The following is a 25,463-nucleotide window of genomic DNA, read 5'->3' on the forward strand; positions in this document are numbered from 1 at the left end:
CGGGGCGGGAGCTACGCGGGAGAGTGCGGTGGATACGAGACGGAGCGAACAGGCAGGGGAGGCGAGCCAGGTGGGCATCCGGGCCCAAGGCGGGTCGCTGGCCCCTGGCCGGGTCGTCGGTGACGGCCGGTATCGCCTGCTCGCACAGTTCGGGGTGGACGAACGGGCGGCGGCGCATCTTTGGCGTGCCCGCGACGGGCAGCTGAAGCGGGATGTCGCGCTGACGCTGCTGGTCGGCGACCCCGCGGACGCGGAAGCCGCCCGGCTCGCGCGCCGGACGCTGGAGCGTGCCGCGCACGCCTCGAAGTTCGGCCACGGCGGGGTCGCGCGTGTCCTCGACGTGCTCAGCCTCGGCAGCGGCGTCACCTCGAGCGAAGGTCTGCTCGGTGTCGTCGTGGCGGAATGGACCAAGGGCAGCGACCTGGTCGACCTCGTGGCGCAGCGTCCGGTGGCGCCCGCCGCTGCGGCCCGGATGGTGCAGGCGCTGGCGGAAGCCGTCGACCACGCCCATCAGAACGGTCTCGTCCTCGGCCTCGATCACCCGCAGCGTCTGCGGCTCACCCCGGACGGCGCGCTGAAGCTCGCCTTCCCGGGCCCGCTGCCCGAGGCGACCCTTCGCGACGACGTCAAGGCGCTCGGCGCCGTGCTGTACCTGCTGCTGACCGGTCGTTGGGCCCTTCCCGGCGGTCCGGCCGCGATCCCGGCGGCGCCGCACGCGCCGACCGGACGCGTCATCCCGCCGCGTTCGCTGGTCCCGACCGTGCCGGTCGAGCTGTCCTCGCTCGCCGTCCGCACCATCGAGGACGGCGGCCACGGCGGCATCCGCACCAGCGCGGCCATCCTGCGCGTGCTGGACCAGGTCGCCGAAGCCGAAGAGCGCACCCAGCTGATCAAGGCGGTCGGCGAGGAAGAGGCCGTCGCCGAATCGGACGGCACCGTCTGGACGACGAAGAAGCCGGTCAAGGACGTCGCGCGGCGCAAGAAGCTGGCGTTCGGCGTGACCGTGCTGGTCGTCGCGACCGTGGTCATCCTCGCCTGGGGCGGGATGATGCTGATCAACCTGTTCCAGGGTGAGTCGAAGTCGAGCGGCCCGAAGATGAACGTCGCCGCGTCCTCTTCCCAGGTCGCGCCGCCCTCGGGCGAGCAACAACCGCCGCCCGCGCAGAAGCCGCCGGCACCCGCGGTGGGTGCGGCGGTGAAGCCGTCGGCCGTGGCCGTCTACAACCCGGGCAGCAAGGGCGACAGCCCCGGCAAGGCCAGGAACGCCACCGACGGCGACGCGGTCACCTCGTGGAAGACCGACCAGTACGACGAGCAGTTCCCGGTGCTCAAGGACGGCGTCGGGCTGGTCGTGACCTTCAAGGACCCGATCAACCTCAGCCAGGTCAAGATCGACGCGGCGAGTGCCGGTTCGAAGGTCGAGATCCGCTCCGCCGACAAGAAGAACCCGAAGCTCGACGAGACGAAGGTCGTCGGGAGCGGGGACCTCGCGGCCGGCGAATCGACCATCGCGTTGCAGCAGCCTCAGCAGGGTCAGTACTTCATCATCTGGATCACTCAGCTGGGTGAAGATGACAAGGGAAAGTTCATCACCGAACTCAAAGAGCTGACCTTCCTGCCTGCGGGGTGACGTCAGACACCGGGTCAGTAGGCTCTCCCGGGTGACAGCTGCAGCTCCCACGGACGCGGATCTCATAGCGGCGCATGCCGCTGGAGACCCGCACGCGTTCAGTGAACTGGTCCAGCGACATCGAGACCGCATGTGGGCGGTAGCCCTGCGCACCTTGCGGGATCCGGAAGAAGCCGCGGACGCCCTGCAGGACGCCTTCATCTCCGCGTTCCGAGCAGCGGGCAACTTCAGAGCGGAATCGCAGGTCACGACGTGGTTGCACCGCATCGTCGTGAACGCGTGCCTCGACCGCATCCGGCGGGGCAAGGCCAGACCGACCGTCCCGCTGCCCGAGACCGGGCAGTTCAACGAGCCCGCCTCGCCGCGCGACTCGATGTCCGAACGCGAGACGAGCCTGGTCGTGAAGGAAGCCCTCGACCAGCTCCCCGAAGAACAACGTGCCCCGATCGTGTTGGTCGACGTCGAGGGATACTCCGTCGCCGAGACGGCGAAGATGCTCGGCATCGCCGAAGGCACGGTCAAGAGCCGGTGTGCCCGAGGTCGCGGAAAGCTCGCGAAGGTTCTCGGACATCTACGGAACCCCGATGCTATTGCGAACGTCCCAACTCACGAAAGCAAACGAGAGCGCGCTACCCCGCAACGGGGTGCCAGGCGTCCTCAGGGCACGCCGGGTGACGGGGAGGGACGATGACAGACGAGAGCAGGGGGATCGGTGGGACCGTCGGTCCACCGTGGTCTGTCGATGTGCTCGCCGACCTGCACGCAGGTGTGCTGGACGAGCGTGAGGCGGCCGAACTGTGGCCGTTGGTGAACGCCGACCCCGAAGCACTGGCGATCATCGAAGCACTGGAAGCGACCACGGCCGACCTCGCGGAACTCGCGAACGAGCCGGTCGCGCCGATGCCGGCGGAATACGCGGCACGGATCGACGCCGCGCTGGCCGCCGAAATGCGGGCGACGCCTGCGTTTCAAGGCGCATCTGAAAGGCAGCAGGAACAGGTCGCCCCGGTGGTGGACCTCGCGGCCGCACGGCGGCGGCGGAACAAGCGGATCGGCTGGGGCGCCGGGATAGCGACCGTGGCCGCGGCGGCCATCGCGGCCGTGGCGATCGTCGTCCCGACCACCCGTGAGCCGGATTCGGGCGGTATCGCCCAGCCCGCGCCTTCGGCTCCTTCCGGACCTTCGCTCGGCGGAGACGGCGGCGGGGCCGAGGCCCTCGTCGGCAAGGCGATCGGCGTCCGCGACTTCGGCTCGCTGAAGACCGAAGAGCGTCTCGACGCCTGTATCGCCGCGGCCGGAATGGACGCCGACGTGCGCCCCGAGGGCATCCGGCCGGTGAACGTCGCGGGCAAGGACGGCGTGATGGTGATCTACACCACAGGAAAACTCGCCCAGTTCCGCATCGTCGCCTTCGGTGCCGACTGCGGTCCGGGCAACCCTTCGGTCCTCTTCGACAAAATCATCGGACCGAAGTAACCGGCCGAAACCTCACTGGTCCCTCGCTCCCCACCAGCCCCAATCCGGGGGGAGCGGGGGACCTTTGCTACCACGCTAGGTTTTCTAGCGGCGCTAGAGGTCGGATCTCCGCTGTGGCGCAAGGCAGGAGAAAGTAGCGCCGGTCACCCCGGGAACACCGGCCCTTACGATCGTGTTGAGCCTGGTGAACAGGTCACTACGAGCGGAGGTCACGGGTGGCTGCCGAGGAGATCAGGAACCTGATCATTGTGGGATCGGGTCCTGCGGGATACACCGCCGCTGTCTACGCGGCACGAGCGCAGCTCGAACCGCTGGTGTTCGAGGGCACTCAGTTCGGCGGTGCGCTGATGACGACGACCGAGGTCGAGAACTTCCCCGGCTTCCGCGAAGGCATCCAGGGTCCCGACCTCATGGAAGAGATGCGCGAGCAGGCGAAGCGTTTCGGCGCCGACCTGCGCCAGGAGGACGTCGAGTCCGTCGAGCTGACCGGTGACGTCAAGTACGTCGTCGCGAACGGCAAGCGCTACGCGGCCCGCGCGGTCGTGCTCTCGATGGGTGCCGCCGCCCGCTATCTGAACGTGCCCGGCGAGCAGGAGCTGCTCGGCCGCGGTGTTTCGGCCTGCGCCACTTGCGACGGCTTCTTCTTCCGCGACCACGACATCGTGGTCGCCGGCGGCGGCGACTCCGCGATGGAGGAGGCGACCTTCCTGACGAAGTTCGCCAAGTCCGTCACGATCGTCCACCGTCGCGAGGAGTTCCGCGCCTCCAAGATCATGCTGGAGCGTGCCCGCGAGAACGAGAAGATCAAGTGGGCGCTCAACAAGCAGATCACCGGGGTCGAGGGTGAGGGCAAGGTCGAGGGCCTGACACTCAAGGACACGGTGACTGGCGAGGAGTCCAAGCTCGACGTGACCGGGTTCTTCGTGGCGATCGGGCACGACCCGCGCAGCGAACTGGTGCGCGGTCAGGTGGACCTCGACGAGGACGGCTACGTGCTCACCCAGGGCCGGACCTCGTACACGAACCTTCCCGGTGTCTTCGCGGCGGGCGACCTGGTCGACCGCACGTACCGGCAGGCGATCACCGCCGCCGGCTCGGGCTGCGCGGCCGCCATCGATGCAGAACGATGGCTGGCGGAGCACGCCGGTGTCGAGACCGCCCAGGAGACGCCTGAGCTGGTCGGCGGCGGCTACGGCGCCTCCACCAACTGACTTTCCCCCAGCCCGTTCACCACCCAGAAGGAGACACCATGGCCAACACCGTGACGGTGACCGACAAGACGTTCGTCGACGACGTGCTGACGAGCGAGAAGCCCGTCCTGGTCGACTTCTGGGCGACCTGGTGCGGCCCGTGCAAGATGGTCGCCCCGGTGCTCGAGGAGATCGCGGCGGAGAACGGCGAGAAGCTGACCATCGCGAAGCTCGACATCGATGCCAACCCGAACACTGCGCGTGACTACCAGGTGATGTCGATCCCGACGCTGATCCTGTTCCAGGGTGGCAAGCCGGTGAAGCAGATCGTCGGCGCCAAGCCGAAGGCCGCGCTGCTCTCGGACCTCGCCGACGTCCTCTGATCTCGCGTTTCACCTGCCGAAACCCGGGGCCCGCCCAGGCTCCGGGTTTCGTCGTTCTCCGGAATGGGTAAAACTCCCTGTTACGGGAACGCCTGGACGAGTTCCACGAACGGCGACTTGACGCACCGGCCGGGCCTCCGCGCTCACCGAGAGTTCACAGGGCACAATAGAGCACCGGGGTTCGCCCCGCAGGGTTTTCATAGTCGTGCATCGAGCTCGATCGGTGCCCCAAAGGGAAGAGCGAGGAGTGCATGCGGGTACTCCGCCGCGGTGACGCCGGACCGGACGTCGCCGAGATCAGGTCCACGCTGGCGGCGATGGAGCTGCTCCCGCCGGTGACCGAATCCGGGGAGTACGAGGTCTTCGACACGGCGATGGAACACGCCGTTCGAGCGTTCCAGCAGCGCCGTGGGCTCATCACCGACGGTCTGGTGGGTCCGGCGACCTATCAGGCGCTTCGCGGCGCGGGCTTCCATCTGGGCAGCCGCCCGCTGACCTACATGTTCTCCGCCCCCATGCAGGGTGACGACGTCTTCGCGCTCCAGGAGCGGCTGACCGAGCTCGGTTTCGACGCCGGCCGCCCGGACGGGCATTTCGGCCCGCAGACCGAACGCGCGCTCAAGACCTTCCAGCGGGACATGCGCCTGGTCGCCGACGGTATGTGCGGCCCGGCCACCATCCGTGAGCTGCACCGGCTCTCGTCGCCGCGTGCCCGCGGCGGCCGCCCCGTTTTCCTGCGTGAGCAGGAGCAGGTGCGGCAGGCGGGCCCCCGGCTGCGCGGCAAGCGCATCGTGATCGACCCGGGTCACGGCGGTGAGGACCTCGGTGTCGTCGCGGGCGGCCTGCGTGAGGCGGATATCGCCTGGGACCTGGCGCGGCGGCTCGAAGGCCGGATGCAGGCCACCGGTATGGAGGCACTGATCTCGCGCGGCCCGAACCAGAGCCCGACCGAGGGCGACCGGGCGAAGTTCGCGAACGAGGCGGGCGCGGACCTGTTCCTTTCGCTGCACAACGACAAGAACCCCTCGCCCAAGGCGCAGGGGGTCGCGAGCTTCCACTTCGGCACCGGCAACGGCACCACGTCGACCGTCGGCGAGCTGCTGGCGGGTTTCATCCAGCGTGAGCTTGCCGCCCGCACCGGCATGCTCGACTGCCGCACGCACTACAAGACCTGGGAGATCTTCACCCGTACCCGCTGCCCGGCGGTGCGGATCGAGATCGGCTACCTGACCAACCCGGAAGACAGCCGCAAACTGGCGGACCCGGCTTTCCGCGACGTCGTCGCCGAAGGCATCCTGGTCGCCGTGAAGCGGCTGTATCTGCTCGGCGAAGGGGACCAGCCGACCGGCACGTTCACCTTCGCGGACGTCCTGGCCCACGAACTCGCCAAAGCGGAGTAGCCAGTCCTCCACACCCGCACGCGGGCGCACATCCCTCTGCCGACGCCCTCGGCACAACCGGTTGTGTGCCCCCTGGGCCGACCACGCCACCCCTAGATCCACCCGGCGCGCAGCCCCCGCCCTTCCCGGGGGGCGTCCCCAGGTCCAGCCTACCCATCCACAGATTTTCCACCGCTCCTAGCAGCGATCTGTGGATAACTCGGCGGGTTACCCACAGCTGTCCCCAGGCCGGGGGATGGCTGCTGCGCGCGCTCGAAAACTCTGCTAAACGACGCCGGCGGAGAAGATCAGGCGCGGCCCAGGCTCGGCTCGGCCGTCGTGATGGAGACCTGGCCCAGCAGCCGTTCGAGGGCCGCTTCCACGTCTTCCTTCCACGAAATCGCCGACCGCAGTTCCAGTCGCAGCCGCGGCCACCGCGGATGCGGCCGCACGGTCTTGAACCCGACGCTCTGCAGGAACGCCGCGGGCAGCACACAGCTGTGCCCGCCGTCCGGATCGGTCTCGTCGGGCTTGGCGTCGCCGAACGCTTCGATCGCGCGGACACCGCGTTTGGTCAGATCCTTCGCGACCGCCTGCACCAGCATCCGGCCTAGTCCGCCGCCTTGGAATTCGGGAAGCACCTGGAAGGCGGTCAGCAGGACCGCGTCCGGGCCGGGAGGCGAAGTCGGGAAGGCCAGCGAGCGCGGCACGGCGTTCGGCGGCGCGTAAAGCACGAAACCGACGGGCAGGGTGTCGCTGTAGACGATCCGGCCGCAGGAACCCCACTCCAGCAGCACGCTGGAGACCCAGGCTTCCTTTTCGACCTCGGTCGCGCCGTATTCCTCGGCCTGCGCCTTCATATGCGGCGCCAGCTCCCAGTACACGCAGCGGCGGCAGCTCTTGGGCAGGTGCTCGAGGTTGTCCAGGGTTACGCCCACGACGCGACGCGACACAGACAAACCTCCCTGAATGACGACACCCGACGCAGCCTTGTCCCGAGCAGGGCTCACCGAAGGGGTCCAGACCGAGGATAGGCCGATGTGATGAACACCGGAAGGCCAGGGCCCCTAGAGGGAGGGTGGTTACACTCGATGGAACTACCAGTCGGTAGCGACTATGTCCACTTCGAAGCACGGGTGAAGCGCCTGATGACCGAGAATCGCCCTGTCCGGCCGGAGCCCGGCCGCCACAACCTCGACCCTCATCTCGACCGCTACGCCGCGCGTACGGCCGGAATGACTGCTTCCGAGATCAGGGCCTTGTTCGCGGTGGCCAGTCGCCCCGAAGTGGTATCGCTCGCCGGCGGGATGCCGAACCTCGCCGCGCTCCCGCTGGACACGCTGTCCGCGCAGGTCGGCGAGCTCATCGCCGAAGACGGCCTGGTCGCGCTCCAGTACGGCTCCGCGCACGGCGTCCCCGCCCTGCGCGAGCAGATCTGCGAAATCATGGCCCTCGAAGGCATCAAGGCCCACCCGGACGACGTCGTCGTGACGGTCGGCTCCCAGATGGGGCTCGACATGGTCACCCGGCTGTTCTGCGATCCGGGCGACGTCATCATCGCCGAAGGCCCGTCGTACGTCGGCGCGCTCGGCTCGTTCGCCGCGTACCAGGCGGACGTCGTCCACGTCGCGATGGACGACCACGGCCTGGTCCCCGAGGGGCTGCGCGCCGCGCTCGCGGAAACGCGGAAGGCCGGCCGCCGGGTCAAATTCCTCTACACGATCCCGAACTTCCACAACCCCGGCGGCGTCACGCTGGCCGTCGAGCGGCGGGCGGAGATCGTGGAGATCTGCCGCGAGAACGACATCCTCATCGTCGAGGACAACCCGTACGGTCTGCTCGGCTTCAGCGGTCAGACGTACCCGGCGCTCCGCTCGATCGACCCCGACAACGTCGTGTACCTGGGCTCTTTCTCGAAGACCTTCGCCTCGGGCCTGCGGGTCGGCTGGGTGCTCGCACCGCACGCCGTCCGGGAGAAGCTCGTGCTCGCGGCCGAGTCCGCGACGCTTTGTCCGCCTACGCTTAACCAGTTGATCGTGTCGCGATACCTCTCGACTCACGACTGGATGGGTCAGATCAAGACCTTCCGCGAAAACTACCGGGAGCGCCGGGACGCGATCCTGTCCGCGCTCGAACAGCACATGCCCGCCGGCTGCAGCTGGACCAAACCCGACGGCGGTTTCTACGTCTGGATGACCGTCCCCGAAGGCGTGGACACGAAGGCGATGCTGCCGAGAGCCGTCACGGCCCGGGTCGCATACGCCTCCGGAACCGGTTTCTACGCCGACGGTTTCGGCAGCAGACAGCTTCGTCTTTCCTACTGCTACCCGACGCCCGAACGGATCCGCGAAGGCGTCCGGCGGCTTGCCGCGGTGCTCGAGTCCGAAATGGACCTGGCGCGTACCTTCGGTAACGCGAGCCCACGCTCGATCTCGGGGCCGCAGAACCCCTCTCCGGACACGGTCTGATCGACCGGACGTCCCCAAGCACAAAAGGAGTCCCGGTGGTCGACCGCACCGTTGCCGTACTCGCAGGCGGCCTTTCCCACGAACGCGACGTCTCTCTACGCTCCGGGCGCCGGCTCTCGGTCGCGTTGCGGGCGGAGGGCCTCGTCGTCGAAGAGTGGGACACCGACGCGGGTCTGCTCGAACGTCTTCGCACCCAGCGGCCCGACGCGGCCATCGTCGCCCTTCACGGTGGTGAAGGGGAGAACGGCGCGGTGCAGACGATCCTGGAGATGCTCGACGTGCCTTACGTCGGCACCAGTTCGCAGGGCTGCCGCCGCGCGTGGGACAAGCCGACGGCCAAGGCGCTCGTCGCCGACGCGGGCTTCACCACGCCGGACTGGGTGGTGCTGCCGCACAGCACGTTCCGCGAGCTCGGCGCGCAAGCCGTCCTGGACTCGATGGTCGACACGCTGGGGCTGCCCATGATCCTGAAGCCCGACCAGGGCGGATCGGCGCTGGGCGCCCAGGTCGTCAAGGACGCCGCCGAAATGCCCGGTGCGATGGTCGGCTGCTTCGCTTACGGCGACACCGTCCTCGCCGAGAAGTTCGTTTCGGGCGTCGAAGTGGCCGTCACGGTCATCGAAGGCGAAGAGGGACCCGAAGCCCTGCCCGCGGTCGAGATCGTGCCTGAGAGCGGCGTGTACGACTACACGGCCCGCTACACCGCCGGGCTGACCGATTTCTTCACCCCGGCGCGGATTCCTGATGACGCCGCCAAGGCGGTCGGTGAGCTGGCCGTCGCCGTGCACCGGCAACTCGGCCTTCGCGACATCTCCCGCACCGACGCGGTGATCACCGAAGACGGCACGGTCCACTTCCTCGCGGTGAATCCCTCGCCGGGTCTCACTGAGACGTCGATCGTGCCGGTGGCGATCGAAGCGGCCGGTTCCACCCTCGGCTCGGTCTTCGCCGGTCTCGTCGGACGGGCGATTTCCCGCAAGAGCTGAATCGGGTTCGACGAAGGGGACTTGCCCACGGCGGGCGAGTCCCCTTTTTCTATGTCCGGGCCACGACGACGATCTGGTGCTCGTCCTCGTAGATGACCTGTCCCGGGTTCGCCGACCAGACGGTTTCACAGGGAACGTCGTGCGTCTCCAGGATCGACAGGTAGCCATCGACTCGGTCGATGAAGACACGAGCGGTCGCCTTGAACCACGCCGCGGCCCCGGGATTGACTTCCGCGTCGTAGACGCTCGGGTCGGCGTGCGCGGGGTTGGTGAAGTTCGCGTCGTACCAGTCGTTGTTCGTCCGGCGGAACGCTTCCTGCTCGACGGTGAGGCGTCCGGCGCGGGCGAGCCCGTTGACGAGACCGAAGACCCCGGTGAAGTTTCCTCGTGCATCGCGGGTCGGGCTCTGGAAGCGGACGAAGGGGAGCTCGGTCATCGCTGAGGCCATCCACGCACCCAGGACAACAGCTCTTCGTCGCGTAGGGAGCCGATCACGACATCGGCGGGGAAGTCCTGGTGCTTCAACGTAGGCACCCCGATGACGGGCACGCCAGCCGCTCGCGCCGATCGAAGTCCGGTCATGGAGTCCTCGAACGCCAGCGCGTCGGCTGGCTCGACGTTCAAGAGGGCACAAGCGGTCAAGTACATCTCTGGATCCGGCTTCGGCGCGGTCACTTCGTCGGCGGCCAGTTTCACGGGAAACATTGCCGCCAGGCCGCCGCGAACGAGTGCGGCGTCCAACAGGGCTCGGGGCGAGTTGCTCGCGACGGCGACCGGTACGGCGGCGGCGGTCAGTTCGACCAACTCACGCGCGCCGGGCATCGCCTCCGCCTTCGCGGTGACGACCTCGGTCACCAACCTCAGCAACTCGTCCGCGATCTCGGCGCCGGCGTCCGGTTCACCGAACGCCTCCGCCATCGCGTCGGCGGCGGCCGGTAGCGACTTGCCGATCACCAACGCCTTCTCGTCCGCACCGAAGGGGAGCCCGCGCCGCGCGAACAGTTCGGTCTCGGCGACGGACCAACACGGCTCGGTGTCCATGAGCAATCCGTCGCAGTCGAAGACGACCGCGCGCGGATTTCGGCCGCCGAAGAGCCCCTTCACACTTGCCCCCAGTTCAAGCACTCAGCGTCACTCGATCATCAGCACTCAGCTATCGTCACCGTGACAAAACGACCCGGGGTGATCCCTAATCGGTTTCCGGTGTCTGATTTGCCTGATTTTGATCCATGAGCGCCACGATGCGTTCAAGATCGTCAACCGAGCCGAATTCGAGGGTGATCCGCCCCTTGCGGCGACCCAAGTCGACCTTCACGCGGGTGTCGAACCGGTCCGAAAGCCGGTTCGCCAGTTCCTGGAGACCGGGCGCCTGGATCGGCTTGCGGGGAGTGGGCTTCGGCTTGGCCGGCTTTTCACTCTTCTTGAGCGTGACAGCTTCCTCGGTCGCGCGGACCGACATGCCCTCCGCGACGATCCGCGCGGCCAGCTCTTCCTGACTGTCGGCGTCCTCGAGAGAGAGCAGCGCCCGCGCGTGGCCCGCCGAAAGCACCCCGGCCGCGACCCGTCGCTGGACCGCGAGGGGGAGTTTGAGCAAGCGGATCGTGTTCGTGATGACCGGGCGGCTGCGCCCGATCCGGCTCGCCAGCTCCTCGTGCGTGACCGCGAATTCGTCGAGCAGCTGCTGATACGCGGCCGCCTCTTCGAGCGGGTTGAGCTGAACACGGTGGATGTTCTCCAGCAGCGCGTCGCGCAGCATCGCCTCGTCGGCGGTCTGCCGGACGATCGCCGGGATCGCCTCCAGCTCCGCCAGCTGGGAGGCACGCAGCCGCCGCTCGCCCATGACGAGTTCGTACTCGTCGTTGCCGAGCTCCCGGACCACGATGGGCTGCATGAGCCCGAACTCGCGGATCGAGTGCTCCAGCTCGTTGAGCGCGTCCTCGTCGAAGACCTGCCGCGGCTGCTTCGGGTTCGGCTTGATCTGGCTGACCGGCACCTCGCGGTAGACCGCGCCGGCGACCGTTCCGCCGTGCGAACCGGCCGCGCCGTTGGCCGCGAACCAGCCCTTGTCGTCCGGCCCCGCGGGCTTGCTCGCGGGAGCGGAGGGGACAGGGGAGCCGTTCTCGGCGGGAGCCGCCGAACCCGGCGGAGGGCCGGTGGGGATCAGGGCGGCGAGCCCGCGCCCGAGCCCTCCTCTGCGCTCGCTCATGCCGTACCGCTCCTTTCCTTCATCTCCACACCGCGCTGGGCGATCTCCTTCGCCGCGTCGACGTAGCTCATCGCGCCCCGCGAACCCGGGTCGTACGCGAGGACGGTCTGCCCGTATCCGGGCGCCTCCGAGACCTTCACACTGCGCGGGATCACCGTCTTGAGAACAGTGTCCCCGAAGTGGTTCCGGACCTCGTTCGTCACCTGATCGGCCAGCTTCGTCCGGCCGTCGTACATGGTGAGCAGGATCGTGGAGACGCTGAGTTCGCGGTTCAGGTGCGCCTGGACGAGCTCGATGTTGCTCAGCAGCTGCCCCAGACCTTCGAGCGCGTAGTACTCGCACTGGATCGGGATCAGCACCTCCTGCGCGGCGACCATCGCGTTGACGGTCAGCAGACCGAGCGACGGCGGGCAGTCGATGAAGACGTAGTCGACGCCGATCTCGTCGAGGATCTCGGACGAGAGCGCCTCCTTGAGTCGCATCTCGCGGGACGCCATGGAGACGAGTTCGATCTCGGCACCGGCGAGGTCGATGGTCGCGGGCACGCAGTAGAGGTTGGGCGACTGCTCGCTCTGCGCCGCCGCCTCGGCCAGCGACACCTCACCGATCAGCACTTCGTAGATCGACGGCGTGCCGGAGCGGTGGTCGATGTCGAGCGCGGTGCTCGCGTTGCCCTGGGGGTCGAGGTCGATCACGAGCGTCTTGAGCCCGTGGACGGCGAGGGCGGCGGCGAGGTTCACCGTGCTCGTCGTCTTGCCGACGCCGCCCTTCTGGTTGGCGACCGTCAGCACTCGCCGGCGGTTCGGCCGGGGGAGCGCACCCTCCTTGGGGTGCAGCACGCTGGCGGCGCGGACGGCTTCTTCGGCGATGGGCGTCCAGCCGAGTTCCTGGCCGGCGCTCGCAGGGTCGGACGGCGGGGGAGTCACCGGTCTCGAGCCTCCTCTGTATTAGACGTGGGAGTCGTTCTGCGTTGTTTCACGTGGAACCGGTCTAGCTGCGCCTGCCGCGCGGTCGAGACGGTTTCGGAGGCAGACGGTGGATCACGACGACCGTGCTCGGAACCTCGAGCACTTTGGTACCGCACTCGAAGACTTCCGGTTCGCCGCCGCCTGCCTTCCGGACGGCGGCGCGATCGCGTTCGATTTCCTCTCCGGCGCTCGCTCCTTTGAGGGCGACCAGAGCACCTTGGGAACGCACGAGCGGGAGGCACCAGTTCGCGAGCCGGGCCAAGGGAGCGACCGCCCGGGCGGTGACGACATCCGCGTCACCGAGCTCCTCACGTACCTGCCGCTCTTCCGCGCGCCCGCGGACAACGGTGATGGGGAGTTCCAGCTTCTCGGCAACCTCGGCCAGCCAGTCGACCCGGCGAGCCATCGGTTCGAGCAGAACGATATCGAGGTCCGGTCGGCTGATCGCGAGCGGTACACCCGGAAGTCCCGCACCCGAGCCGACGTCGACCACGCGGGCGCCGTCGGGGATCCGCTCGCCGATCACGGCGGAGTTGAGGACGTGACGCTCCCACAGCCGGTCGACCTCGCGAGGCCCGATGAGCCCGCGCTCGACGCCGTGCCGCTCCAGGAGTTCGACGTAGCCGGCGGCTTGCTCGACGCGGTCTCCGAATACTTCCGACGCCGCACTTCGTACCGATGCGGCGACCCCGTCCAAGCCCACTCTCGCTCCTCAACCCTCGACGCCGTTTCACGTGAAACGCGCTCCACTGATTGTCCATGACGCCGAGCGCAAAGCGGGGAGACAGTCCGAAGTTGTGGACAACTCCACTCGCCTTCGCGCGTTTCACGTGAAACGCCACGCGTGTAATTCACCCCGGAAACGAAGAAGCGGCCCGCCGGATGACCGGCGGGCCGCTTCGTTCGAGTAACCGTCAGGCGGGGAAGATGACGACCCGGCGCTTCGGGTCCTCTCCTTCGCTCTCGCTCTTGACGCCGTCCACGGCGGCGACCGCGTCGTGCACGACCTTCCGCTCGAACGGGCTCATCGGCTGAAGCCGCACGCGCTCGCCAGAGGAGACGACCGTCTCGGCGGTCGAGCGACCGAGCTCGCGGAGCTCCTCGCGACGGTCCGCGCGCCAGCCCGCGATGTCCAGCATCAGCCGGCTCCGCGAACCGGTCTCCTGCTGCACCGCCAGCCGCGTCAGTTCCTGCAGCGCCTCCAGCACGGTGCCGCGGGGACCGACGAGCTTCTCCAGGTCCTCGCCGCCGTCGATGCTGACGATCGCGCGGCCCGCTTCGACATCGAGGTCGATGTCGCCGTCGTAGTCCAAAAGGTCGAGCAGCCGCTCGAGGTAGTCACCGGCGATGTCGCCCTCCTTCACGAGGACGTCGTCGTCGACACCTCCCTTACGAGCGGTCTCTTCAGCGGCGCCCTCAACCTCGGCCGCGCTGTTCTCCTCGGCGTCGATCGTGTCGATCGTCTCCGCCATTACTGGTCTCCTCTCCGGCCCGGATCGGCGTCAGCGACGCTTCCGGTCCGATTTCTTAGTCGAGTCCGAGATGAGACCGGGCACGTCCGCACCGTTCTCCTTCGAGCCGTTCGTCGACGACTCGGCTGTTGCGTCGTTGGCGTCCTTCTTCTTCGCGGAGGAGCCGGTCTGGGCGAAGCCGTGCGGCGAGCCCGCCTTCTTGACCTGACCACCGGAGGACGGCTTGTTCTTCTTCTGCTGGACCGGCTTCTGGCCGGGGCGGGGCGCGGTCGGCTTCTGGCCCGGCTTCGGGCCGAGGTTCGCGCGCTTCTCCTTCTCGGCTTCCTTGCGGGCCTCTTCTTCCTTGTCGATCCGCGTGTAGACGAGACGCTGCTGCATCAGGGTCCAGCCGTTGTTGGCGAGCCAGTAGAAGAGGAGGCCGACCGGGAACAGCGCACCGAAGATGAGGACACCGAGCGGGAAGATGTACATCGTCAGCTTGTTCATCATCGCGGTCTGCGGCGTGGCCGACTCGGGGTTCTGACGCTGGACCGAGTGACGCGCGGTGAGGTGCGTGGCGATGCTGGCGACGATCATCAGCGGGATCGCGACCGGGGCGACACCCCAGTGGAAGCCCGCGGCCGCGTTGCCACCGCTGACCATGTCGACACCGGTGTAGATCGCGTCGCCGAGGTTGGTGCCGAACAGCTTCGCGTGAACGTAGGAGTCAACGCCGGCTTTGTCGAAGAAGTAGTTCTCGGTCTTCGCTTCGAAGGGTCCGTACGGGTTGATGGTGAACATCCGCAGGACGTGGTTCAGACCGATGAAGACCGGGATCTGAAGCAGCATCGGCAGGCAGCTGCCCAGCGGGTTGACGCCGTGCTCCTTCTGGAGCTTCTGCATCTCCATCGCCTGGCGCTGCCGGTCGTTCGCGTACTTCTTCTGGATCTTCTTCATTTCCGGCGCGAAGTCCTGCATCTTCTTCATCGACCGGACCTGGTTCACGAACGGCTTGAACATGATGCCGCGGACCGTGAACGTCAAGAAGATGATCGCGAGGATCCAGGAGACCGCGTTCGCCTCACCGAACACGAGCCCGAAGACCTTGTGCCAACACCACAAGATGAAGGACACGGGGTAGTAGATGAAGTCGAGCACTGAGCTACTCCTCGATCGGTGTTTCAGGTCGGCGGTGGCGCCACGAGAACGTCTCGGGTACCGGATCGCGGCCGGGCATGGTCCACGGGCCACAGCGCAGCAGACGCCGGACCGCGAGGTAAGTGCCGCGGCCGGCGCCGTGCCGGGTCAGTGCCTCGACGGCGTACGCGCTACAGCTCGGGTAGAACCTGCACGCCGGAGGAAGGAAGGGGGAGATCGCCTTGCGGTACAGCTTGATGGGCAGGAGCAGCACCCATGCCACCGGGCCCGGGCGGGCGTCTTCGGTGGTCTCGTTCTCGGTGGCTCGCATGCCGTTACACCGCTGATCCGTGGTCGGGGGGTCGCGTCTGGCGGGACAGCCCGAGACGCCGCAACGACGCGTCGAGATCCGAGCCGAGTTCCGCGCTGGACGCGTCCGCGGCCGGAGGTAGTGCCCGTATCACCAACGAGCTGCCGGGCGGCAGTGTTCCGATCCTGGCGGAAACGAGATGCCTCAACCGGCGGGTGACCCGGTGGCGGACCACCGAATTGCCCACGGCCTTGCTCACCACAAAACCCGCCCGCGCCGCTTCGGCGGCATCGGGCGGGTCCGTGGTCAACGCATGGACGACGAGGCGGCGCCTGCCTGCCTTGGCCCCACGCCGCATCACGGCACGGAAATCCTCACTGCGCCGCAACCTCGCGGCGGCCGGCAGCACGACGTCCCTCGACGACGGCCGGATCAGGCGGACAGCGCGCCGCGGCCCTTGCGACGGCGAGCCGCCAGGATGGCCCGGCCGGCGCGGGTCCGCATGCGCAGCCGGAATCCGTGGACCCGGGCGCGGCGGCGGTTGTTCGGCTGGAAGGTGCGCTTACCCTTGCTCACGACTAACTTCTCCTGTTTCTCGGCCGCCGGGAACGGTTCGACCCGTTCCTGGCGTGTCGTGCTGACGCACGGCAGTCTCTGGTGTCTCCTACCAACGTGTGGCCTCGTCACGTCGAGCGACGACAACGTGGGCACGCGAAACGCCCCCGCTGTATACGGGAGACCTTACGAGGGTACGCACCCACCGCCCGGGCCCGGCAGGCACCCCCTCGACCACGGACCGCGACCGTACGTGGAGAGTGATCACCGACGACGCGAGGGCATCGAATGGCAACACGCCGTACACCGTGAAATGCTTGCGCGCGAGGACGCCTTGTGGCAACGAGCGGGGCTTGTTAGCGTGCCCCTCCCGGGTTTTCGCCGAGGTGGAACGGTGCAGGCGCCCGGGTGTCCTTGGGGATGTGGAGGCATCCCGTCGGCATACGACGATCCCGCAGGTGGCGTCACCGCGGGCCGCCGTACATTAGTGCACAGCTGTGGACAACTATGTGGATATTTGCTGTGCGCGCGAGCCGACCGGGCCATGATGACGCTCGATCCGGCGTTCGGGCCGCTGAGTGATCTCGCCGCAGCGCACCGACGAGGGGAGGGGAGTCAGGCAGGTGTCCGATCACCAGCACAATCTTGGCGTCATCTGGGAACAGGTCGTGCGCGAGCTGTCGGATGGCACCCTCTCCCCGCAGCAGCGCGCCTGGATGCGGGTGACCCGGCCGATCGGCCTCCTCGACGGCACCGCGCTCCTCGCCGCCCCCAGTGACTTCGCCAAGGAAGCGATCGAACGCGCCTTGCGCGGAGCGATCACCGAAGCCCTTTCGCGCCGGCTCGGCCGCGCGGTCTCGCTCGCGGTGAAGGTCGACAGCACCGAACCCCACACTTCGATGCCCCCGCCCTCGCCCGGCCCTCGCTACGAACCGACGTCACCCAGCCGGGTGGAAAACGGGTCCGGCCCGGTGTCGGGTACTCCTCCGCTGCCCGAGGGTGACGGCATGCTGTCCCCGACCAGGCCCCGGCCCGAGCCTCCGAAGCCGAGGCCGCCGAGGCAGCAGCCGGTGGACAACAGCCTCAACGATGGCGATGACAGCGATGAAGAAGTCGACGAAGAGGGCGAGGCCCTCGCCGCCGTGACCGAGATCTGGCCGACGTTCTCCGGTCAGCCGATCGCGGGCCAGCCCTACACCGCGCCGGCGCAGCCGCAGACGTCGAAGACGAAGCTCAACGAGAAGTACACGTTCGACACCTTCGTCATCGGTGCGTCGAACCGTTTCGCGCACGCGGCCGCGGTCGCCGTCGCCGAAGCACCGGCGCGCGCGTACAACCCGTTGTTCATCTGGGGAGAGTCCGGACTCGGGAAGACCCACCTGCTGCACGCCGTCGGGCACTACGCCCAGCGGCTGTTCCCCGGCATGCGCGTGCGGTACGTGTCGACCGAAGAGTTCACCAACGACTTCATCAACTCGCTGCGAGACGACCGCAAGGTCGCGTTCCAGCGCCGCTACCGCGACATCGACATCCTGCTCGTCGACGACATCCAGTTCCTGGAAGGGAAAGAAGGTACGCAGGAAGAGTTCTTCCACACCTTCAACACCCTCCACAACGCGAACAAGCAGATCGTCGTCTCCTCCGACCGCCCGCCGAAGCGCCTCGAAACGCTGGAAGACCGGCTGCGTACGCGGTTCGAGTGGGGTCTCATCACCGACATCCAGCCGCCGGAACTCGAAACGCGTATCGCGATCCTTCGCAAGAAGGCGGCGCAGGACCGGCTCGCGGTTCCCGGTGAGGTCCTGGAGTTCATCGCTTCGCGCGTCGAAGCGAACATCCGGGAACTCGAAGGCGCGCTCATCCGCGTCACCGCCTTCGCGTCGCTGAACCAGCAGCCGGTCGACGTGGCCCTCGCCGAAATCGTGCTCCGGGACCTCATCCCGGATTCGCACGCGCCGGAGATCACCGCGCCGACCATCATGGGTGTCACGTCCGAGTTCTTCGACGTGACGCTCGACGACCTCTGCGGCCCCGGCAAGACGAAGGCGCTCGCCACCGCACGCCAGATCGCGATGTACCTCTGCCGCGAGCTGACCGACATGTCGCTCCCGAAGATCGGGCAGACCTTCGGCGGCCGCGACCACACCACCGTCATGCACGCGGACAAGAAGATCCGCAAGGAGATGGCCGAACGACGGCGCATCTACGACCAGGTCCAGGAGCTGACCTCCAGGATCAAGCAGCGCGCTCGGCAGTAATCCTCCAGTACACAACGCTTTCAGGGGCTCTCACCGTCCAGGTGGGAGCCCCTTCTTCGTGTCCACATAGGCCAGAAACGCGTGTAGCGCTGCGAAGCACGGGTACACGAGCAGAAGCGGCGAAGGGCGCGAAAGAGGCGAAGCGCGCTTGAGTCGCCTTCGCGTTTTTCCTTGTGTACAAAGGAATCCACATGCTGTGGGCAGCTTGTGCACAACTCCGGCGGTCGACGGACCAGCGGCGACGGGATTTCCGTCCACATCGCACTCACAGGCGATCCACAGCATTTCCACACCCAGATCCACACGCTGTCCCCAGGTTGCCCACATCTTGTGCACAAGGGTGATGCAGGCTGCATGGATCACTCTCCCGAGCGATTCCGGTCACGAACGGCGCCCACAACCCTGGGTACAAACCGCCCCACAACTGGGGATAACCGTGGGGACAACTGTGGATGACTGTGGACAGATCGAGCGCCGCCCGAATCCATCCACGGACGCACCGAGCTGTCCACCGTCCGTACACACCCTGAGTCCACAGGCTCAGAGGCGGCCGGACCTGCGCGAACGAGCCTTGTCCACACAATCCACAACGCCTATTACTACTGCTGTCTTTTCTTCTTCTCTAGAAGAGAACAAAACAAAAACAGGCGAAGGACGAATCTGGGGACAGCCGGTGAGCCGTGTCGTCTTGTCGACAAAAGCAAGGGGAGGCCGAGGTGACGTGGACCCCGGGGACGGCCTAACGTGGGTCCCTGCACCTGGTCTGCGTGTCGACGTGCGTTCGCGTCCTCGCACGGACCGAACACACCTGCGAGGCACCTGGCCATCGCGCTCTCCGGCCGAGGTGACCCGTTGAGCTTTCGAGCCGTCAGGGGCTCGGCTGTCGAAAGGAAGCGCGCATGAAGATCCGCGTCGAGCGTGACGGGCTGGCCGACGCCGTCGCGTGGGTGGCGAGAAGCCTCCCGTCGCGGCCTCCGGTCCCGGTTCTGGGCGGTGTCCTGCTCGATGCTGGATCCGACGGGACGAGTGACGCCCTCACCGTCTCCGGATTCGACTACGAGGTCTCCGCCACGGTCGGCGTCCCGGCCACCATCGCCGACGGCGGCCGTCTGCTGGTCTCCGGCCGTCTGCTGGCCGACATCACCAAGTCGCTGCCCGCGCAGCCGGTCGAGATCTCCGTCGACGGCGCCCGCGCGACCATCACCTGCGGCTCCGCGCGCTTCTCCCTGCCGACCATGCCGGTCGAGGACTACCCGCAGCTCCCGTCCCAGCCCGCCTTCGCCGGCGAACTCACCGGTGACGCGTTCGGCCAGGCCGTCACCCAGGTCGTCGTCGCCGCGGGCAAGGACGACACCCTCCCGATGCTGACCGGGATGCGCCTGGAGATCTCCGGCTCCTCGCTGACCCTGGTCGCCACCGACCGCTTCCGGCTCGCGATGCGCGAGTTCACCTGGGAGCCGGCCGAGGGTCTGTCCGACGCCGCCGTGCTCGTCCCGGCGCGCACGCTCGCCGAGGCCGCGAAGACGCTCGGCGCCAGCGGCGCCAAGATCCGGCTCGCGCTCGCCAGCGGCGAAGGCCTGCTCGGTCTCTCCGGTTCCGGTCGCTACACCACGACCCGCCTCCTCGACGCGGAGTTCCCGCCGTACCGGCAGCTGCTGCCCGCGCAGCACACGTCGCGCGCGGTCATCGAGGTCTCCGCGCTCGCCGAGTCCATCAAGCGTGTTTCGCTCGTCGCCGAGCGTGGCACCCAGGTGCGGCTGGAGTTCAACGACGGCTCGCTGCGGCTCTCCGCCGGTGGCGACGACGAGGGTTCGGCCGAAGAAGAGCTTCAGGTCGACTACGAGGGTGAGCCGGTGACCATCGCGTTCAACCCGGGTTACCTCGTCGACGGGCTCGGCGCGCTGAACGCGAACCGGGCGGAACTGACGTTCACCACCCCGAACCGGCCGGCGCTGATCAAGCCCGCCGACGAGGAGGGCAACGTCGTCCCCGGCTACCTGTACCTCCTGATGCCGGTTCGCCTCCCGGGCTGACCGGCCTCCACTTCTGTTCGCACCAAAGGGGATCTTCATGGCTCAGCTGGGACTCATCGGCCTCGGCAAAATGGGGTTCAACATGCGTGAGCGGCTGCGCGCGGCCGGTCACGAGGTGGTCGGCTACGACCGCAACCCCGACGTCACCGACTCCACCTCACTCGAGGACATGGTGTCCAAACTGGACGGTCCCAGGATCGTCTGGATCATGGTGCCCGCCGGCGAACCGACGCGGCAGACCGTCGCGGAGCTCGGCAACCTGCTGTCCGAGGGCGACCTCGTGATCGACGGCGGCAACTCGAAGTACACCGACGACCGGATCAACGCGGACCTGCTCGCCGCGAAGAAGATCGGTTACCTCGACTGCGGGGTTTCCGGTGGCGTGTGGGGCAAGGACAACGGCTACGGCCTGATGGTCGGCGGCGCGGCTTCGGACGTCGAGAAGGCCATGCCGATCTTCGACGCGCTTCGTCCCGAAGGTCCGCGTGACGAGGGCTTCTCGCACGCCGGCGCCGTCGGCTCGGGTCACTACGCGAAGATGATCCACAACGGCATCGAGTACGGCATGATGCAGGCCTTCGCCGAAGGCTTCGAGCTGCTCGAAGCCGCGAAGGTCGTCGAGAACGTGCCCGCGGTGATCAAGGGCTGGCAGCGGGGGACCGTCGTCCGCTCGTGGCTGCTCGACCTGCTGGTCCGCGCGCTCGACGAGGACCCGGAGCTGGACGACCTCGAGGGCTACGTCGAGGATTCCGGCGAAGGCCGGTGGACGCTGGAAGAAGCGATCAACAACGCGGTCCCGGCGCCGGTCATCTCGGCCGCGCTGTTCGCCCGGTTCGCCTCGCGCCAGGAGGACTCCGCCGCGATGCGGGCCGTCGCCGCGCTGCGCAACCAGTTCGGCGGGCACTCGGTCAAGAAGGCCGGCGACTAGGCAAGCGGGTTGTACTTAAGACATCTGCAGGTCACCGACTTCCGGTCCTGGCCACAAGCCGATCTCGCGCTCGAACCCGGCCCGACCGTCCTCGTCGGACAGAACGGCCGCGGCAAGACGAACCTCCTCGAGGCGATCGGCTACATCGCGACCCTGGGCTCGCACCGCGTCGCGACCGACGCGCCGTTGGTGCGGCACGGGTGCGAACGCGCGCTGATCAGGGTCGCGGTGGTCAACGAGGACCGCGAGCTGACGGTCGAGCTGGAGATCACGCCCGGCAAGGCGAACCGCGCGCGGGTCAACCGCGGTGCGGTCGGCAAGCCCCGCGACGTACTCGGGATCCTGCGCACGGTGCTGTTCTCCCCGGAGGATCTGGCACTCGTGCGCGGGGATCCCGGGGAGCGCCGTCGTTTCATGGACGAACTCCTCGTGCTGCGCGCTCCCCGGTACGCCGGGGTCCGCGCCGATTACGAGAAGGTGCTGAAGCAGCGGAACGCCTTGCTGAAGACGGCAGGCAAGCGGCGTACGGGGCGCGAAGACCCGTACGCGTTGTCGACGCTCGACGTCTGGGACGACCACTTGTCGGTGGCGGGGGCCGCGTTGCTGGCGGCCCGGCTCAACCTGATCGCCGATCTCGCGCCGTACGCGGCCTCCGCGTACATGGGGGTCGCGCCCGATTCGAGACCGGCGAAGATCGCGTACAAGTCGAGCCTGGGCGAAGCGATGCCAGAGGGCTACGGCACTCCGGACGGCCCTCGCGCCGACCAAGCGGTCCTCAAAGAAGTGCTGGTCGAAGCGCTGAAACGGTCGCGGAACCTGGAGCTCGAACGCGGGGTGAGCATGGTCGGCCCGCACCGGGACGAGCTCGATCTCATCCTCGGCGAAGCACCGGCGAAGGGCTACGCGAGCCATGGGGAGTCCTGGTCGTTCGCCCTCGCGTTGCGTCTGGGAAGCTACGAGCTCCTGCGTGGCGAGGCCGGGGAACCGGTGCTTCTGCTGGATGATGTGTTCGCCGAGCTGGACCGGCGTCGCCGGGCCCGGCTGGCGGAGGTGGCGGCAGGCGCCGAGCAGGTGCTGGTGACCGCCGCCGTGGACGAGGACGTGCCCGCCGAACTGGCCGGACATCGCTTCCTCGTGGCGGATGGTGAGATCAACCGAGGGTGATCCCGCGAAGTGGACACCCCGGGTGATCGGCGCCACAGCAGTTGCCCACCGATCTGGGGACAAACCTGTGGACAGTGTGGATAACACCGTGAACGCGTTATCGCCCCGCGTGACCAAGGGGCCTGATAAGCGGCTTGACACCCCTCACGCGGGTGGTAACCCGAGTGAGGGAGCCTTGTTCGATACGCGGAGTGATCGCCCCTCGGTATCGAACGGCTCAACCGATACCGAAAGCAAAGAACCGACTACGGGTCGTGATCTTGCTCGGGCGGCTCTCGACGCCGCGAAGGCCAAAGCGAAGGCCCGCGGGGTTGAACCGGGCGTGCGCCGCGGCCGTATCACCGGAGGGGGAGCCGGTTCGGTCGGCCAAAGCCCGCGACGTCGTCGCTGGTCAGGGCCGGGCGCCGACGCACGCGACCCGCAACCGCTCGGCAGGCTCGCCTCCCGGATCGCCGTCGACCGCGGCTGGAACACGCGGCTGGCGAACGGTCAGGTCTTCGGCCACTGGGCCCGCCTGGTGGGTGAAGAGGTCGCTGAACACGCTCAGCCAGTGGCCTTGAAGGACGGCGAGCTGACCGTCCGCGCGAGTTCGACGGCGTGGGCGACGCAGCTTCGCCTGCTTCAGGGGCAGCTGCTGGCGAAGATCGCCAAAGGCGTCGGGAACGGCGTGGTGAAGAAGATGCGGATCCAAGGGCCGACGGCGCCCAGCTGGCGGAAAGGGCCGCGGCACGTCCCGGGACGTGGCCCGCGTGACACGTACGGCTGACCCGAGTTGCGCTTCGCCGCGACAGTGCCCATTAAAGCGCCGAGAACGCCTTCAGAGTGCTTCGCGAACGTCAAGACTCTTCTTCGAACGAATTAGCGCGCCTGTGAGCAAATCAGGGGTGTCCTTGCCGCATGTCTGCGGACGCGGCCAAGTACACTGGGGATGAGCGAGCGTCCGCTCGGGCGAGACGAGGAGAATCAACGCCTGTGACCGAGAACAAGAGCGAGTACAACGCGTCGTCGATCACGGTGCTCGAAGGCCTCGAAGCCGTCCGCAAGCGTCCCGGTATGTACATCGGTTCCACCGGTGAACGCGGCCTCCACCACCTCGTCCAGGAGGTGGTCGACAACTCCGTCGACGAGGCGATGGCCGGCTACGCGACCAAGGTCGAGGTTACCTTGCTGGCCGACGGTGGCGTGCGCGTCGTCGACGACGGCCGCGGCATCCCGGTCGACATGCACCCCAAGGAGATGAAGCCGACCCTCGAGGTCGTGCTCACCGTGCTCCACGCGGGCGGCAAGTTCGACAGCGATTCCTACGCCGTCTCCGGTGGTCTGCACGGCGTCGGCGTCTCGGTGGTGAACGCGCTCTCGACCAAGCTCGTCGCCGAGGTCAAGTACGGCGGCCGCAGCTGGCGTCAGGAGTACACCGACCAGATCCCCGGCGAGCTGCAGGACCTGGGCCCGGCGACCGAGACCGGCACCACCATCACGTTCTGGGCCGACGGCGACATCTTCGAGACCACGACGTACAACTTCGAGACGATCTCCCGGCGCCTCCAGGAGATGGCCTTCCTCAACAAGGGCCTGACCCTTTCGCTGCGCGACGAGCGCGTCGCCGACGAAGAGACCGAAACGGACGCTTCCGGCCAGGCGGCGCGGGTCAAGGAGAAGACCTACTGCTACCCGGGCGGTCTCGAAGACTTCGTCAAGCACATCAACGGCAGCAAGGACCCGATCCACGCGTCCGTGATCTCCTTCGAGGCCAAGGGAACCGGCCTCGAGGTCGAGGTCGCCATGCAGTGGAACAACGGCTTCACGCCGTCGGTGTACACCTTCGCCAACACGATCAACACGCACGAGGGCGGCACGCACGAAGAGGGTTTCCGCGCCGCGCTCACCCGCGTCGTCAACGCGTACGCGCGCGAGAAGAAGCTGCTCAAGGAGAAGGACGCCAACCTCTCCGGTGACGACGTGCGCGAGGGGCTCGCCGCGATCGTCTCGATCAAGCTCTCCGAGCCGCAGTTCGAAGGCCAGACCAAGACCAAGCTGGGCAACAGCGAGGCCAAGACGTTCGTGCAGCAGACCTCGAACGAATGGCTGACCGACTGGTTCGAGCGCAACCCCACCGAGGCGAAGACGATCATCAACAAGTCGATCTCCTCGGCGCAGGCGCGGATGGCCGCTCGCAAGGCGCGGGACCTGGTCCGCCGCAAGGGCGCGCTGGAGATCGGCGGGCTGCCCGGCAAGCTCAAGGACTGCCGCTCGACCAACCCGTCGGAATGCGAGCTCTACATCGTCGAGGGTGACTCGGCGGGCGGTTCGGCCAAGGAAGGCCGCGACTCGATGTACCAGGCGATCCTGCCGATCCGGGGCAAGATCATCAACGTCGAGAAGGCCCGTATCGACCGCGTCCTCAAGAACACCGAGGTCCAGTCGCTGATCACCGCGCTCGGCACCGGTATCCACGAAGAGTTCGACATCGAGAAGCTGCGCTACCACAAGATCGTGCTGATGGCCGACGCCGACGTGGACGGCCAGCACATCACCACGCTGCTGCTCACCTTCCTGTTCCGGTTCATGCCCCCGCTGATCGAGCACGGGCACGTGTTCCTCTCGCGCCCGCCGCTGTACAAGATCAAGTGGCCGCGGCAGGAGCCGGAGTACGCCTACTCCGACAGGGAACGCGACGCCGTCATCCAGGCGGGTGTCGAGGCCGGCCGGAAGCTGCCGAAGGACGACGCGATCCAGCGCTACAAGGGTCTCGGCGAGATGAACGCCGAAGAGCTGTGGGAGACCACGATGGACCCGGCGAACCGGCTGCTCGGCCAGGTCACCCTGGACGACGCCGCGCAGGCCGACGACCTGTTCTCCGTCCTGATGGGCGAGGACGTCGAAGCGCGCCGTTCCTTCATCACGCGTAACGCCAAGGACGTGCGCTTCCTGGACGTGTAGG

Annotated in this window: 25 protein-coding genes; 14 read left to right on the plus strand and 11 right to left on the minus strand. The window is 67.6% G+C overall.

All coding sequences use genetic code 11. The features are described from left to right. The first annotated feature begins 70 nt into the window (after nucleotides 1-70). The 6 genes from AMK34_RS16680 (at nucleotide 71) to AMK34_RS16705 (ending at nucleotide 6,079) form a co-directional block, all read left to right on the plus strand. Nucleotides 71-1,630, plus strand: coding sequence for a protein kinase family protein (locus AMK34_RS16680; RefSeq protein ID WP_083649879.1), 1,560 nt, complete (start codon nucleotides 71-73; stop codon nucleotides 1,628-1,630). A gap of 31 nt (nucleotides 1,631-1,661) precedes the next feature. After that, nucleotides 1,662-2,321 (plus strand): RNA polymerase sigma factor SigM, encoded by a 660-nt coding sequence (gene sigM / locus AMK34_RS16685; RefSeq protein ID WP_037333997.1) that lies wholly within the window; start codon nucleotides 1,662-1,664, stop codon nucleotides 2,319-2,321. Beyond that, nucleotides 2,318-3,106 (plus strand): hypothetical protein, encoded by a 789-nt coding sequence (locus AMK34_RS16690; RefSeq protein ID WP_038522048.1) that lies wholly within the window; start codon nucleotides 2,318-2,320, stop codon nucleotides 3,104-3,106. Before sigM ends, AMK34_RS16690 begins: the two co-directional genes overlap by 4 nt. 215 nt (nucleotides 3,107-3,321) lie before the next feature. Beyond that, entirely contained in the window at nucleotides 3,322-4,317 is a 996-nt protein-coding gene (trxB, locus tag AMK34_RS16695) for a thioredoxin-disulfide reductase (protein WP_038522050.1), read from the plus strand. Nucleotides 4,318-4,355: 38 nt separating this feature from the next. Beyond that, nucleotides 4,356-4,679 carry a thioredoxin gene (gene trxA, locus AMK34_RS16700; RefSeq protein WP_007032253.1) on the plus strand — a complete coding sequence of 108 codons (324 nt, stop codon included), beginning with the start codon at nucleotides 4,356-4,358 and terminating at the stop codon, nucleotides 4,677-4,679. A gap of 251 nt (nucleotides 4,680-4,930) precedes the next feature. Further along, nucleotides 4,931-6,079: an N-acetylmuramoyl-L-alanine amidase gene (locus AMK34_RS16705; protein WP_037333990.1), complete on the plus strand. Its 1,149-nt coding sequence runs from the start codon at nucleotides 4,931-4,933 to the stop codon at nucleotides 6,077-6,079. A gap of 287 nt (nucleotides 6,080-6,366) precedes the next feature. Here the strand turns inward: AMK34_RS16705 and AMK34_RS16710 are convergent, their stop codons facing one another. Then, on the minus strand, nucleotides 6,367-7,011 hold the full coding sequence (locus AMK34_RS16710; RefSeq protein ID WP_007032251.1) for a GNAT family N-acetyltransferase: 645 nt from the start codon (nucleotides 7,009-7,011) through the stop codon (nucleotides 6,367-6,369). A gap of 195 nt (nucleotides 7,012-7,206) precedes the next feature. Between AMK34_RS16710 and AMK34_RS16715 the strand changes: the two genes are divergently transcribed. Both AMK34_RS16715 and AMK34_RS16720 read left to right on the plus strand, forming a co-directional pair. Continuing rightward, nucleotides 7,207-8,526, plus strand: a complete 1,320-nt coding sequence (locus AMK34_RS16715; protein WP_043849273.1) for an aminotransferase-like domain-containing protein — start codon at nucleotides 7,207-7,209, stop codon at nucleotides 8,524-8,526. Nucleotides 8,527-8,561: 35 nt separating this feature from the next. Next, nucleotides 8,562-9,512, plus strand: a complete 951-nt coding sequence (locus tag AMK34_RS16720) for a D-alanine--D-alanine ligase family protein (RefSeq protein WP_038522056.1) — start codon at nucleotides 8,562-8,564, stop codon at nucleotides 9,510-9,512. 49 nt (nucleotides 9,513-9,561) lie between these two features. Here AMK34_RS16720 and AMK34_RS16725 read toward each other — a convergent pair whose 3' ends face one another. The 10 genes from AMK34_RS16725 to rpmH all read right to left on the minus strand — a co-directional run bounded on the left by AMK34_RS16725 (nucleotide 9,562) and on the right by rpmH (nucleotide 16,160). After that, nucleotides 9,562-9,948, minus strand: a complete 387-nt coding sequence (locus tag AMK34_RS16725) for a hypothetical protein (protein ID WP_073845939.1) — start codon at nucleotides 9,946-9,948, stop codon at nucleotides 9,562-9,564. Next, nucleotides 9,945-10,616, minus strand: coding sequence for an HAD family hydrolase (locus AMK34_RS16730; protein WP_073845940.1), 672 nt, complete (start codon nucleotides 10,614-10,616; stop codon nucleotides 9,945-9,947). Before AMK34_RS16730 ends, AMK34_RS16725 begins: the two co-directional genes overlap by 4 nt. An 85-nt stretch (nucleotides 10,617-10,701) precedes the next feature. After that, nucleotides 10,702-11,718 carry a ParB/RepB/Spo0J family partition protein gene (locus AMK34_RS16735; protein ID WP_073845941.1) on the minus strand — a complete coding sequence of 339 codons (1,017 nt, stop codon included), beginning with the start codon at nucleotides 11,716-11,718 and terminating at the stop codon, nucleotides 10,702-10,704. Beyond that, nucleotides 11,715-12,644 carry a ParA family protein gene (locus AMK34_RS16740; protein WP_016338354.1) on the minus strand — a complete coding sequence of 310 codons (930 nt, stop codon included), beginning with the start codon at nucleotides 12,642-12,644 and terminating at the stop codon, nucleotides 11,715-11,717. The genes AMK34_RS16735 and AMK34_RS16740 overlap by 4 nt, the downstream gene beginning before the upstream one ends. 64 nt (nucleotides 12,645-12,708) lie before the next feature. Continuing rightward, complete coding sequence (gene rsmG, locus AMK34_RS16745; protein WP_073845942.1) at nucleotides 12,709-13,389, minus strand: 16S rRNA (guanine(527)-N(7))-methyltransferase RsmG; 681 nt, start codon at nucleotides 13,387-13,389, stop codon at nucleotides 12,709-12,711. A gap of 211 nt (nucleotides 13,390-13,600) precedes the next feature. Next, on the minus strand, nucleotides 13,601-14,158 hold the full coding sequence (locus tag AMK34_RS16750; RefSeq protein ID WP_007032243.1) for a Jag family protein: 558 nt from the start codon (nucleotides 14,156-14,158) through the stop codon (nucleotides 13,601-13,603). Nucleotides 14,159-14,188: 30 nt separating this feature from the next. After that, nucleotides 14,189-15,295 carry a membrane protein insertase YidC gene (gene yidC / locus AMK34_RS16755; protein WP_073845943.1) on the minus strand — a complete coding sequence of 369 codons (1,107 nt, stop codon included), beginning with the start codon at nucleotides 15,293-15,295 and terminating at the stop codon, nucleotides 14,189-14,191. Between the two features lie 4 nt (nucleotides 15,296-15,299). Continuing rightward, nucleotides 15,300-15,605: a membrane protein insertion efficiency factor YidD gene (gene yidD / locus AMK34_RS16760; protein WP_016338357.1), complete on the minus strand. Its 306-nt coding sequence runs from the start codon at nucleotides 15,603-15,605 to the stop codon at nucleotides 15,300-15,302. A gap of 4 nt (nucleotides 15,606-15,609) precedes the next feature. Continuing rightward, a complete protein-coding gene (gene rnpA / locus AMK34_RS16765; protein WP_037333978.1) occupies nucleotides 15,610-15,993 on the minus strand; it encodes a ribonuclease P protein component in 384 nt (127 codons plus the stop codon). A gap of 23 nt (nucleotides 15,994-16,016) precedes the next feature. After that, complete coding sequence (gene rpmH / locus AMK34_RS16770; protein WP_005154511.1) at nucleotides 16,017-16,160, minus strand: 50S ribosomal protein L34; 144 nt, start codon at nucleotides 16,158-16,160, stop codon at nucleotides 16,017-16,019. A gap of 602 nt (nucleotides 16,161-16,762) precedes the next feature. Between rpmH and dnaA the strand changes: the two genes are divergently transcribed. The 6 genes from dnaA to gyrB all read left to right on the plus strand — a co-directional run bounded on the left by dnaA (nucleotide 16,763) and on the right by gyrB (nucleotide 25,462). Next, the gene (dnaA, locus tag AMK34_RS16775) at nucleotides 16,763-18,397 is read left to right on the plus strand and encodes a chromosomal replication initiator protein DnaA (RefSeq protein WP_038507005.1); all 1,635 of its coding nucleotides are present in this window, start codon (nucleotides 16,763-16,765) and stop codon (nucleotides 18,395-18,397) included. An 899-nt stretch (nucleotides 18,398-19,296) separates the two neighbouring features. Beyond that, entirely contained in the window at nucleotides 19,297-20,430 is a 1,134-nt protein-coding gene (dnaN, locus tag AMK34_RS16780; RefSeq protein WP_020632653.1) for a DNA polymerase III subunit beta, read from the plus strand. Between the two features lie 37 nt (nucleotides 20,431-20,467). Then, nucleotides 20,468-21,358, plus strand: coding sequence for a phosphogluconate dehydrogenase (NAD(+)-dependent, decarboxylating) (gnd, locus tag AMK34_RS16785; protein WP_016330461.1), 891 nt, complete (start codon nucleotides 20,468-20,470; stop codon nucleotides 21,356-21,358). A 9-nt stretch (nucleotides 21,359-21,367) separates the two neighbouring features. Then, on the plus strand, nucleotides 21,368-22,522 hold the full coding sequence (gene recF, locus AMK34_RS16790; RefSeq protein ID WP_016330462.1) for a DNA replication/repair protein RecF: 1,155 nt from the start codon (nucleotides 21,368-21,370) through the stop codon (nucleotides 22,520-22,522). Between the two features lie 175 nt (nucleotides 22,523-22,697). Beyond that, nucleotides 22,698-23,288, plus strand: coding sequence for a DciA family protein (locus AMK34_RS16795; RefSeq protein WP_051972288.1), 591 nt, complete (start codon nucleotides 22,698-22,700; stop codon nucleotides 23,286-23,288). A 206-nt stretch (nucleotides 23,289-23,494) separates the two neighbouring features. After that, on the plus strand, nucleotides 23,495-25,462 hold the full coding sequence (gene gyrB / locus AMK34_RS16800; protein WP_073845944.1) for a DNA topoisomerase (ATP-hydrolyzing) subunit B: 1,968 nt from the start codon (nucleotides 23,495-23,497) through the stop codon (nucleotides 25,460-25,462). Nucleotide 25,463 lies beyond the last annotated feature (1 nt).

Source organism: Amycolatopsis sp. CB00013, from assembly GCF_001905755.1.
In the GTDB taxonomy this organism is placed as follows: Bacteria; Actinomycetota; Actinomycetes; order Mycobacteriales; family Pseudonocardiaceae; genus Amycolatopsis; species Amycolatopsis japonica.

Bases quoted from the DNA above. Each gene is read 5' to 3' on its own strand.
- AMK34_RS16715 (WP_043849273.1), top strand. From the start codon at position 7,207: ATGACCGAGAATCGCCCTGTCCGGCCGGAGCCCGGCCGCCACAACCTC.
- dnaN (WP_020632653.1), top strand. From the start codon at position 19,297: ATGAAGATCCGCGTCGAGCGTGACGGGCTGGCCGACGCCGTCGCGTGG.
- trxA (WP_007032253.1), top strand. From the start codon at position 4,356: ATGGCCAACACCGTGACGGTGACCGACAAGACGTTCGTCGACGACGTG.
- gnd (WP_016330461.1), top strand. From the start codon at position 20,468: ATGGCTCAGCTGGGACTCATCGGCCTCGGCAAAATGGGGTTCAACATG.
- AMK34_RS16725 (WP_073845939.1), bottom strand. From the start codon at position 9,948: ATGACCGAGCTCCCCTTCGTCCGCTTCCAGAGCCCGACCCGCGATGCA.
- yidD (WP_016338357.1), bottom strand. From the start codon at position 15,605: ATGCGAGCCACCGAGAACGAGACCACCGAAGACGCCCGCCCGGGCCCG.
- AMK34_RS16705 (WP_037333990.1), top strand. From the start codon at position 4,931: ATGCGGGTACTCCGCCGCGGTGACGCCGGACCGGACGTCGCCGAGATC.
- AMK34_RS16735 (WP_073845941.1), bottom strand. From the start codon at position 11,718: ATGAGCGAGCGCAGAGGAGGGCTCGGGCGCGGGCTCGCCGCCCTGATC.
- AMK34_RS16690 (WP_038522048.1), top strand. From the start codon at position 2,318: ATGACAGACGAGAGCAGGGGGATCGGTGGGACCGTCGGTCCACCGTGG.
- AMK34_RS16750 (WP_007032243.1), bottom strand. From the start codon at position 14,158: ATGGCGGAGACGATCGACACGATCGACGCCGAGGAGAACAGCGCGGCC.